11 protein-coding genes are annotated in these 10511 nt (G+C 42.0%); 4 read left to right on the top strand and 7 right to left on the bottom strand.

Features of this window, described 5'->3' with window-relative positions; genetic code table 11:
* A partial coding sequence (locus ACYVGZ_RS07650; protein WP_460753495.1) for a transposase occupies positions 1 to 697 on the bottom strand: 697 nt, incomplete at its 3' end.
* Positions 698 to 864: 167 nt separating this feature from the next.
* Here ACYVGZ_RS07650 and ACYVGZ_RS07645 point away from each other — a divergent pair.
* Entirely contained in the window at positions 865 to 1656 is a 792-nt protein-coding gene (locus ACYVGZ_RS07645) for a helix-turn-helix domain-containing protein (protein ID WP_460753492.1), read from the top strand.
* A gap of 69 nt (positions 1657 to 1725) precedes the next feature.
* Positions 1726 to 2370, top strand: a complete 645-nt coding sequence (locus ACYVGZ_RS07640) for a LysE family translocator (protein ID WP_460753490.1) — start codon at positions 1726 to 1728, stop codon at positions 2368 to 2370.
* Between the two features lie 15 nt (positions 2371 to 2385).
* Here ACYVGZ_RS07640 and arfB read toward each other — a convergent pair whose 3' ends face one another.
* Both arfB and ACYVGZ_RS07630 read right to left on the bottom strand, forming a co-directional pair.
* Positions 2386 to 2799, bottom strand: a complete 414-nt coding sequence (arfB, locus tag ACYVGZ_RS07635; RefSeq protein WP_460753486.1) for an alternative ribosome rescue aminoacyl-tRNA hydrolase ArfB — start codon at positions 2797 to 2799, stop codon at positions 2386 to 2388.
* A gap of 84 nt (positions 2800 to 2883) precedes the next feature.
* Complete coding sequence (locus ACYVGZ_RS07630; protein WP_460753484.1) at positions 2884 to 3855, bottom strand: hypothetical protein; 972 nt, start codon at positions 3853 to 3855, stop codon at positions 2884 to 2886.
* Positions 3856 to 4105: 250 nt separating this feature from the next.
* Here ACYVGZ_RS07630 and hisA point away from each other — a divergent pair, with 250 nt between their 5' ends.
* Both hisA and ACYVGZ_RS07620 read left to right on the top strand, forming a co-directional pair.
* Positions 4106 to 4870 (top strand): phosphoribosylformimino-5-aminoimidazole carboxamide ribotide isomerase, encoded by a 765-nt coding sequence (gene hisA / locus ACYVGZ_RS07625; RefSeq protein WP_460753481.1) that lies wholly within the window; start codon positions 4106 to 4108, stop codon positions 4868 to 4870.
* A 138-nt stretch (positions 4871 to 5008) separates the two neighbouring features.
* Positions 5009 to 5794: a hypothetical protein gene (locus tag ACYVGZ_RS07620; protein ID WP_460753479.1), complete on the top strand. Its 786-nt coding sequence runs from the start codon at positions 5009 to 5011 to the stop codon at positions 5792 to 5794.
* A gap of 129 nt (positions 5795 to 5923) precedes the next feature.
* Here the strand turns inward: ACYVGZ_RS07620 and ACYVGZ_RS07615 are convergent, their stop codons facing one another.
* From ACYVGZ_RS07615 to ACYVGZ_RS07600, 4 genes are all read right to left on the bottom strand, one after another.
* Positions 5924 to 6667 (bottom strand): type 1 glutamine amidotransferase, encoded by a 744-nt coding sequence (locus tag ACYVGZ_RS07615; protein ID WP_460753476.1) that lies wholly within the window; start codon positions 6665 to 6667, stop codon positions 5924 to 5926.
* A 239-nt stretch (positions 6668 to 6906) separates the two neighbouring features.
* Positions 6907 to 8163 (bottom strand): glycerate kinase type-2 family protein, encoded by a 1257-nt coding sequence (locus ACYVGZ_RS07610; RefSeq protein ID WP_460753473.1) that lies wholly within the window; start codon positions 8161 to 8163, stop codon positions 6907 to 6909.
* 72 nt (positions 8164 to 8235) lie between these two features.
* Positions 8236 to 9501: an amylo-alpha-1,6-glucosidase gene (locus tag ACYVGZ_RS07605; RefSeq protein WP_460753470.1), complete on the bottom strand. Its 1266-nt coding sequence runs from the start codon at positions 9499 to 9501 to the stop codon at positions 8236 to 8238.
* Positions 9498 to 10511 (bottom strand): ABC transporter ATP-binding protein, encoded by a 1014-nt coding sequence (locus ACYVGZ_RS07600; protein WP_460753467.1) that lies wholly within the window; start codon positions 10509 to 10511, stop codon positions 9498 to 9500. Before ACYVGZ_RS07600 ends, ACYVGZ_RS07605 begins: the two co-directional genes overlap by 4 nt.

Genomic DNA, 10511 nt, shown 5'->3' with positions numbered 1-10511 from the left:
GCATTAAGTCTCTTGGATTCCCTACGAAAGAAAATAGTGCTTTCGGTTGTCGTTTTTGTTTGAGTGCATTAATACGCTGCTTAATACTGGTAAAGTCTGATTTTTCAGGAGTGTTAGATACGCCTGCTCTTATAGGATTTAGGTCTACATACGCCATACAAGCGATAAGTGCAGCCTCGTCTAACAAGGCTTGAGATTTGAACCTTCCTTCCCAAAAATGCCCCGTACAATCATCCTCTTCATTGGCTTTTCTTGCGATAGGCTCGTTCAATTCTTTCATAAACCAACTTAGGTCACAAAGACGATTTCGATAGGTGTTTGCGGTTTCTTCAACTAAAGCTAGAGTATGTTCAGGCAGCGCTTCCCCTTTCACAAATTGCTGGGTAAACGTCGTTCCTTTATGAAGTTTATGCCACCTTCTTAGCACTTCCATGGTGGACCAAGCGTTCACCTTTTGAAGGTTGATGTGCAGTACCAAATGCAAGTGATTACTCATTACGGCATAAGCACAGATATCAATGGAAAACACACTGGCTAGGTACAATATACGCTTCTCAACCCAAGCTCGTCTGTGTTCATAACTTACCCCAGTTAATGGGTCTTCTCCACATAGAAATGCCCGTCTCACACAACGGGAAACACAGTGGTAAAAAGGCGTGTCTTGCACACTCACCAGCTGACTTCTTGCGATCGCCATAGCTCGTTCCTCTTCCTTGAGAACATAGAACTAAAGTGTAGAACAAATTTAGGACGTCGCTCTAAATAAATATGCCTGTCTTAGTTAAGATCCTTAAAAAGCATGATAATTATTTACAAGACTCTTTTCTGAGAAAACATTACCCTTACACTTAAGTAGGAGGAAGTATGGATACAATTCATCATCGCAAAACACCTGAACCAAAAATTAATCTAATTGATGGACATTATCGAACATTCAACTTCAGCCGACACTACCACCTAGATTATCACTTTGGGTTGTTCATTGATGGCAAACAAAGCTTTAACGCTCAAGGAACGAAGCATAAAGCAGGTAAAGGTGACATAGTTATCATGCCTCCTGATGTTTTACACGATGGGCGCTCACTAGAAGAGGAAGGCTATAAAAGCTGTGTTTTCTCTGTTGAACCCAGTTGGCTGACTGAGCAAGATTTTGCGGACAAGAGTATTGGCATACACTTCACTACTGAGATAATTCATGACAAACACTTATTTAATAAGCTTTTTTACTCATATCAATTACTTAGTAAAAGTGAACTCAGTCAACTAGAAAAAGACTGTCTTCCATATGAAACCTTCGCAGCAATTATCCAGCGCTATAGTAAAAAGCCAATTTCAGATGAGTTTAAGCTTGGTGACAAGAACATACGTCAACTTAGGGAGTTTCTTATAGCCCACTTATCAGAGCCCATTACTCTTAGAGAGTTAGCCGACTTATGTGGCCTTAGTACAAGCCAATTTCAACGCCACTTTAAGAACAAAATGGGAATCACACCATATGCTTGGTTATCTCGTTTGCGTCTAGAACAATCCCTTTATTTAATAAAAGCTTGCATCCCCTGTGTAGAAGTGGCACTGCAAGTTGGCTTCTTTGACCAAGCTCATTTCAGTAAAGCATTTAAAAGAGCATTTGGTATTCCACCCTCGAAAATAAGCTAATTTGTACGTTTTTTACAAGTTTCCTTTCAACTATTTTGCGATAATACTTTGATCAAAAAGGAGGAAATTATGAATGAAATCGCAATGTTAGCGACTCTTGCTACAGTGCACTTTATTGCTCTCATTAGTCCTGGTCCTGATTTCGCATTAGTAGTGCAAAATGCCAGTCGTTATGGTCGACAAACAGGTAGCTTCGTTGCTCTTGGCCTTTCACTCGGCATCCTTACGCATGCCATATTGAGTATTGTAGGGGTAAGCTTAGTAGTACAACAAAACCCTCTCTTATTTCAGATGCTACAAATAGCAGGGGGATTATACCTACTTTATCTAGGTTTCAATGCTCTGCTTGCTACTTATAAGAATTGGAGCCAGCAACATACTTTAACGCTTCCAAGCGAAATGCTTATTAGTCATAGGCGTCAAGCTTTTTCTAAGGGGTTTATAACCAATATTTTAAACCCTAAAGCGTTGGTTTTTTTTGTAAGCTTAATGTCGAGTTTGATCCCTGTGACGACCTCTTGGGAAATCAAAGTAAGTGCTTTAATACTGATATGGGGGCTATCAATCACTTGGTTTTCTGCATTAGCTTGGCTCCTAACAAAACCGTCAAGTCAAAAAATACTAGGTAATGCTAGCCGCTATATAGATCTTATATGCGGTATGCTGTTTTGCTCTATTGGGCTTGGTATTTTATGGAAAGTCGCCTTTACTTAGATAGAATAAGGTTAACTAATAGCTAACCTTTTGACGCAAGTTTTTTATGTGACCCTTTTGTTTCTTCCGGTCTATACGCTTGCGTTGAGAGGACTTGGTAGGCTTAGTCACAATCCTCTTTTTCTGAATTTGTACAGCATCAAGAATTACGGCCTTTAAACGAAGAAGGGCATCTTCCCTATTCATTTCCTGAGTTCTGTACTGCTGAGCTTTTATAACAATATCACCTTCTTTATTGATTCTAGAATCGTTAAGCTGTAGCAATTGCTGCTTATAAAATTCCGGCAGACTAGACTTCTGGATGTTGAATCTCAGGTGAATCGCCGAAGAAACTTTATTTACATTCTGACCACCAGCTCCTTGGGCCCTGATTGCCGTAAGCTCTATCTCACTTTCTGGAATAGTTACCTTATTCGATAGTATTAACATTTCTTTTTCCGACTTTCATTCGGACTAAGTAAAGCACATTAACCATGCCTGTCCCAGCTAGGCTCCAAATTAATTATGCCTGTCCTAGTTAGATTCTATAGATTGGTTGACGATTTCATAGAATCTCGATTTCACACGACCACCTATCATATCTACTCGTCTGCTTGCAGTACGAATAAATTCGCTATCTTCAAGCACACTCGAGTCAAGTTTGTAGTTTGGTTGAATGCTCCCAAGATAAAGCATGGCGTCAAATAGTTCATGCGCTCTTGCGTCTGTTGCCTGTAGAGCCATCAGGGCCGGTTTTGCTTTCGCAAAGTAGTCTACAAAAGGATCGTCGTTTCTAAATACACCATTCTCTACACTCATAAGGCCAGGAATAGCTGCATGATTATGCCTTAACCCGGCCATGATTTTAGGTTGAATAACAGGCCAAACAGTATAGATATCATAGCCATTATGCTTCAAGCGACTAACTAGCGGCTGTTGTTCAACAGGTGAATTCCTAGAAAATCGTTCAGCGAGGTTTATGGTATGAAATGCGCCAAATATCAAAAGCGCCTTTTCGTTTTTTCTAAGGCTCCCATTAATAGTGTTAACGTAACCAGTTACCTTACTCTTCGCTAACATCTGCCATTCTTTGCTCGATTCAATTTCACGCCAATCGAAAGAGGCTTCAGCAAGCGTGACTCTGATTTTATCTGCTTTTTTTTGATGTTGATTAAAGGACCGTATTTGCTTAAAAAAATCCGAGTAAACCTTTGGAGCCCAGGCCGTAAAATACAACGCGTCTTGCCATACCTGTTTTATGTCTTGATCTGATACAGGCTTTCCTAACAGGTAATCGTCAAGCAAAGATTGGTAGCGGCTATTACCGAATTCAACAATGATGTGCTGTATTTGCTCGTGAAAGCTTTTGCGAATGACTAGCGAGGTAACAAAGCTCATAAGCTCGTCATGAAAATGCGCATCACCAATTGCGACCAACTGATGCTGGCTTGCTTTCTCTATTAACGCGTCGTACGCAGGCTCAACAGTTAAACTAAGTTCACGCATTCTTTGCTCCAAAACCTCTCCTTCAATTGCGTTCACATATGGAATGATTGAACACGTGAATAGTAAGTACAATAAACTTTGTCTGAACGAAATCATCTGGACTCAAGAAATAATGAATTTGATTCTCAAATAATATCAATTATCAATAAACTTTTCTTTTTTCTTTTATAGTTTCCATCCCACAATTTATCGTTAAAACTGTCTAAATCGGTTAAACTTCTCGTTTTGGACTAACCGTTGGAGCTTATTTGTGACCTTGTTTCGCCCTTGTATAGATTTACACCAAGGAAAAGTTAAACAAATTGTTGGTGGCAGCCTGAACGACAAAGGCGCTAAAGAAAACTTTATCAGCGAATATGATGCTACGCATTATGCGAATCTATATCGAGAACAAGAGCTAACAGGAGGCCATGTTATTGCTTTGGGTAAAGGCAATGACCAGGAAGCTCTAAATGCCTTACGAGCCTACCCAAATGGGCTACAGTTTGGCGGCGGAGTTAATGAAAGCAACGCAGAAAAATACCTCAACGCTGGCGCTTCACATGTCATTGTTACCTCCTACTTATTCCAAAATGGGGAATTTTCTTGGGATCGTCTTGATAAAATCAAGCGTGAAACAGGCATCGAGAGGCTTGTACTAGACCTAAGCTGTCGCAAAACAGAGGATGGCTGGAGCATCGCTACTGACCGCTGGCAAACAATTACCTCCACCAAGGTCAATCGAGAGAATTTAATTGAACTAGCCAACCATTGCGATGAGTTTTTAATTCATGCAGCAGATGTAGAAGGCTTACAGGCAGGGATAGATAAAGACCTTGTTAGCCTCTTAGGAGAAGCTTGCCCTATTCCGGTAACATACGCAGGCGGAGCGCGTTCAATAGAAGATTTGCGAGAAGTAAAAACCCTCTCGAATGGAAAGGTAGACCTTACCATAGGCAGTGCGCTAGACATATTTGGCGGCCAAGGCATTACACTAGAAGAATGCATAGTGTTTAATCACGTGGCGCGTTCTTAGTCTTTATTCATAGGTAAAATAATCATTATCTTATTTTACCTATGAAATTCATCGACCAAATAACGATCACCTCGACATCCGGCTAGCCATCCATCATACTTGCCATTCTTTTGAGCATACTTTTATCAGGATTTGTACATGCCTTTTCATCGCCTAGGGCTTTTATTATTTACCCTTTTTCTATCTGGTTGTAGCCTAATCACCTCTGAGCCACACACTGCCCATAAACCTAACCAAGAAGATGCTCAACCTATCGTTGCAACGGAAATCAGCAAGAACACAAACCATAATGACGCTGTCACTGAAGATACACCAAAACAACAAACCTCTATACAAGATCCAGTATTTACAGAATCGAGCCTAACCAGTTCACAAAGCGAACAACTACAGGAGCTCCGTGAAAAAGCGCAAGAGAGTCATTTCATACTTACTCAAATACTCGGAAGTGATTATGCTCAAGCTCCGCCATCAGCTTCGATTTTTATTAATCAGGACAACTTCCAAACCCAGTTAGAAGCACTACAAAATTACCAAGATAACGTCGAAGGTGATTTAAAGGCGCTTGAATTAAGAACAGAGTTACGAAAAAACAAACCTATTCTTGGTGACAAAATACAGCTTTTCATTGAAAACGCTGAGGTGGAGCATCCCGATAACCTTTTTCAAGCTCAATCAATCATTGGCCAATGGATACGGGGTGCAAGTCGTGAAATACGTTTGACCAATAACTTTTTGATTGAAGACCCCAAGTCGGAAATCATTCACATTAGTTTTAACGAAGCTTACCAAATAGTCTTAAATGGCCAAGCTGTATCAGTGGTCGACCCTAACAAAGAAGAAGGGCAGGGGCTATTTCGCATTAACACTATCGATAATATTGGACACATTAGCGGCCAATTTACTTACCGTCTTATAAATAAATAAGTGCAAGGCCATACTAATGGGATAGTATGCCCCCTTTTTCATACTATCCTAATCTTAATGAACGAGTTCATTGCTATATCCTAACAAGTTTTCTTCCTTTAAGCATGCCTGTCCTAGTTAATTATAGGCTTATAAGTATGCCTGTCTTGTTTGATGGGCTTGAGAGATGAAGTCAGACAGCCAAGTGATGACCTGTGGGGAGTCTAGTTCTAAAGAGTTAAGGGTTCTCAATCCTTGGTCAGCAACATCACTTTCAAAGCTCTCCCCTTTTAACGCATGAATCAGTTCAGCTTCATAGGCTTTGCTAAACTCAGGGTGGCCTTGTAATGTCACTATATGTTGGCCGTAGACTAATCCAGCATTTTGGCAAAAGTTGGATTGAGCAAACACTTTTGCACCTGAAGGCTTTTTGACAACCTGATATTGGTGCATAGCACAGATAGAAAACTCAGGTAGTTGCTGTGTCCATTTATCCGCAACCTTGGTTACAGCAACGGATTGGTAACGATGTACACCGACACCCCAACCGCCTATGAATTTTTCTACTTCGCCACCTAACGCATCAGCAATAATTTGATGCCCAAAGCAGATACCCACTAAAGCACGCTTATCTGCATCGACCTCTCGAATGAAATCACTCAATTTATTCATCCAAGGCGTCCGTTCATCTACATTAGAAGGAGAACCCGTAATAAGCCAAGCGTCACATTCCATTATGCTATTAGGAAAAGTGCCACTATGCACGTCGTAGATTTGAAAACTATAGGAGGCGTTTTGAGCGGCTAAAGAATCTACAAACATGCCCGCATAAGAACCATATTGAGGTAATAAAGAGTCCGGGGTAGTTCCTGCTGCTAGAATTCCAATTTTCATAAAACACCTTACTAAATAACAACTTAAAGGTTTGATCTAATAGCAGTTTATACTATTACCGACAGTTGATGGAGTAAATAACCGTCCTACAAGAAAAACGAAAGGAGGCGAATAAAGTACACCGCAAGTGTTAAAGTTCACACCTAAAAGAGAGCTCCAAAGCTTGCTTAGAGCCTCCTCACAATCAAAGTACCTCCCCTGCCTGAAATGGTTCAGAGACTATTGACCAGTACCATTCTCTAACCTTGAATATAAATGGCCCTAAAGTCATTCACATTGGTTCTAGTAGGGGCAGTAAAAACCAACCCTTCAAGCTGTTCAAAAAAGCCATAACCATTATTGTCTTCAAGGTAATCTCTAGGGTTTAAATGAAGAGCTAGGGCATTTTCATAACTACTCTCCAGCATAACCGCTCCCGCATTATCCTCAGAGCCATCAATGCCGTCTGTGTCACAAGCAATAGCAGATACTCCAGCTTGCCCCTTAAGGTCTAGCGTTAAAGCCAACAAGAACTCGGCGTTGCGTCCGCCTCTCCCTTGGCCTTTCACCGTAACGGTAGTTTCGCCGCCTGAAAGGATCACACATGGTGGACTAATAGGCTGCTGGTAATGAATAATTTGCCTTGTGATGCCTGCATGAACTTTGGCAACATCCCGTGACTCTCCTTCAAGATCCCCAAGGATAATGGGGGTCACTCCTTGAGCACGGGCATAGTCAGCAGCAGCATCTAATGACATCTGAGGAGTGCTAATAATGTTGTAATAACTCTCTTGCGGTAGGCTTGAGGGATCAACACCTTGGTAATTTTCCAGAATGTTCATTACTTCACCAGACACCTCAATGCCGTAGCGTTTTACTACATCTAGAGCGTCCTCAGAACTTGTGTTATCGATCACAGTTGGGCCTGAGGCTATCACACTTGGCTCATCACCAGGCACATCTGAAATAGCAAAACTAAAGACTGGTGCTGGCGCGCAGGCAACGGCTAATTTACCGCCTTTTATTTTCGACAATTTTTTACGAACGCAGTTTATTTCATCAATGCTGGCACCAGAGCGCAACAGCTGCTTATTGATGCTCTTCTTCTCGGTCAGGGTCACACCTTCAACAGGCAATGCTAATAGTGCTGACCCGCCTCCAGACACTAGAAAGATGAGTCGATCGCTTTCCCCCAAACTTGCCGCCATAGACAACATTCGCTGGGCAACTTCTTGACCCGCTTTGTCAGGCACAGGATGGGCTGCTTCCACTACCTCTATAAGTTTTGTCGGCTCTCCATGGTTATAAGGCGTAACGACCAAACCTTCTACCTGACCTTGAAAATACTGCTCAGCAATAAGCGCCATAGCAGCTGCAGCCTTACCTGCTCCAAGTATTAAAGTTTTACCCTCACAAGCAGGTGGTAATTCATTGAGAGCCGATAAAAGGCCATTATCAGGATGTGCTTGATTCACCGCGACACGAAATAACTCTCTTAGAAATGCTTCCTGTTTCATAGATGTACGCCCATTGAATGTATTGAAAGAAAACGCTGCCTAAAGAACGCTTAGGCAGCTCTCAACGCCTAACTACACTAACCAGTGAAGAGTAATTGCTGCGGTCCAAGAGAAGTCAGGCCCGCCACACCCCTCACCAGTGATAGGATCAAAGTACTCCCAGTAGCCTGATTGGTCAATAATGTTGCGAGATGCTTGTTTTAGCCGTTGCGCTACCTCATGGTGACCATATTGCTCAAAGCCATCTGCAATCATCCAGTTTACATGCAACCATGAAGGACCTCGCCAGTAACGCTTGGCGTCAAACTTATCCTCATCAGGAAAGGTTGAGGCTAAGCCTTTCGGTCCTTTATCTAGCCATAAACCTACTCCTTGCGCCATTACATTAGCTTGCTCTTGATTCGCGAAACCAGCGTAAAGAGACATAAAACCCGCAGAGGTTTTCACCTTTATCGTCTGCTTGGCTTTATGATCACGGTTTAAAAACAACCCCAACTTATCATCCCAAAGGGTTTTGAAAGCCTCCTCTGATTGAAGCAGTGCCTGACTCAATCCAGATACATCAACCGGATTCGAGACTACAGAGTTTAAATGAATCAGGTCTTTTGTCGCTCTATGCAGTACCGCATTCAAACTAATGTCTTGCACATGAAACGGACAATGTTCATAAATAGCCTGATAATCGAAATTATTTTCTTTATAAAAGTCCACCAAATAGACATAGCGATCATACTGTTCTTTTAGTGGTCTTTGATCGCTATCAACATGGTTCAGATCTCGGCGCTGATACGCTCTAGTCGCCTGAGGGACTCGAGCTAAAACATCGTCCCAAGCCGGGCTGTTATCCATACCGGACTCCCAAGGATGGAAGCTTGAGATCAAACCAGTCCCATGAGGGTCACGTTCTCTGTACCACCACTCATGATAACGGACAAGTTTTGGGAATAATTCATCTAATTTTTCTTGGGCAAGGAGTTTATCTTGGCTTTGTTCAAAAATCATTCTCACCATAGTAGCGAGCAATGGTGGCTGAGAAATAGAAGTACTAGGCGGGTTACCGGCCACTCCCCATTGATCAGGCCCAGGAAAGTAATCATCTGACTCTTGATGAAATACGACATGAGGCACCATGCCATTTTCCCACTGCCCTAAAAACAATGTTTCAAACTCGCGCCATGCCCGCGCTTCATTGATGTGTAGCCAACCTAAAGCTGTGATCCCTGCATCCCAATTCCACTGAAAGGGGTATAAACCTTTTGTAGGTACTGTATACCCCCCTAAATCATTTACGGTTAAGACACGCTTTGCTTCTGTAATTAATGCTTGTGTGTTATTCATAGAATAATATTTCCGTTTTCTGCGTACCAACGTGTTTTATTACTTTTAGGCTTTAAATAGAGAGTTGAGCCTTGTTCAATCTCAACTTCATTTTCAATATTAACTCTAAAGAGTTCACCATTAAGCTCTGCCGAAAGCTGTTGATGCGAACCAAGCCTTTCTCTAGTCAGGACTTGTATCGGCCAAAAACCTTCTTGATTTTCTAACGAGACCTCAAAATCTTCAGGACGAATCCCCAGTTCATAAGCTCCATTCGGTACATCGCCCGATTGAAGGCCAGGAGAAATAAAGTTCATCGGTGGGTTACCAATAAAGCTACCAACATATTTAGTCGCAGGGTTAGCGTATATTTCATCGGGGACATCATACTGGTCAATGCGTCCGGCGTTCATCACGGCAATACGATCGGCCAAACTCATAGCCTCTACTTGATCATGAGTTACATATACCGTGGTTGTTTTAGAAGCAGCCAATACTGACTTGAGTTCGGCCCGCATTTGCAAACGCAAAAGTGCATCGAGGTTTGATAGAGGTTCATCCATAAGTAACACATCAGGCTCTACTGCTAGCGCTCTCGCAACCGCCACCCGTTGACGTTGCCCACCAGAAAGTTGCCCCGAGTATCGAGTTAACAAATGGTCTATATGCATCAGCTTAGCGAATCGCTCAACATTATCCTTAATCTTTTCTTCACTAGCTTTCTTCATACGTAAACCAAATGCTATGTTTTCAAACACGGTCATATGAGGGAAAACCGCATAGTTTTGAAATACCATAGCGACATTACGCGCTTTGGGCGGCAAATGAGATACCACTCTGTCTCCAATGCGTATCTCGCCAGAGTCTTGATTCTCAAGCCCTGCAATGATCCTCAATAGGGTCGATTTTCCGCAGCCTGAAGGGCCTAACAACACCGTAAATTCTTGATCTCTTATGTCCAGAGAAACCGACTTTAGTATGTGGGCATCGCCGAATGATTTCTTCACATTTTCAATTGCAATAGTAGTCAT

This window comes from Marinomonas epiphytica (genome assembly GCF_054780655.1).
This window is presented reverse-complemented; position numbering and strand designations above follow the sequence as displayed.

Coding starts and splice junctions, on each gene's coding strand:
- ACYVGZ_RS07615 (WP_460753476.1), bottom strand. CDS start 6,667: ATGAAAATTGGAATTCTAGCAGCAGGAACTACCCCGGACTCTTTATTA.
- ACYVGZ_RS07630 (WP_460753484.1), bottom strand. CDS start 3,855: ATGCGTGAACTTAGTTTAACTGTTGAGCCTGCGTACGACGCGTTAATA.
- ACYVGZ_RS07610 (WP_460753473.1), bottom strand. CDS start 8,163: ATGAAACAGGAAGCATTTCTAAGAGAGTTATTTCGTGTCGCGGTGAAT.
- ACYVGZ_RS07605 (WP_460753470.1), bottom strand. CDS start 9,501: ATGAATAACACACAAGCATTAATTACAGAAGCAAAGCGTGTCTTAACC.
- ACYVGZ_RS07600 (WP_460753467.1), bottom strand. CDS start 10,511: ATGACTACTATTGCAATTGAAAATGTGAAGAAATCATTCGGCGATGCC.
- arfB (WP_460753486.1), bottom strand. CDS start 2,799: ATGTTAATACTATCGAATAAGGTAACTATTCCAGAAAGTGAGATAGAG.
- ACYVGZ_RS07640 (WP_460753490.1), top strand. CDS start 1,726: ATGAATGAAATCGCAATGTTAGCGACTCTTGCTACAGTGCACTTTATT.
- ACYVGZ_RS07645 (WP_460753492.1), top strand. CDS start 865: ATGGATACAATTCATCATCGCAAAACACCTGAACCAAAAATTAATCTA.
- ACYVGZ_RS07620 (WP_460753479.1), top strand. CDS start 5,009: ATGCCTTTTCATCGCCTAGGGCTTTTATTATTTACCCTTTTTCTATCT.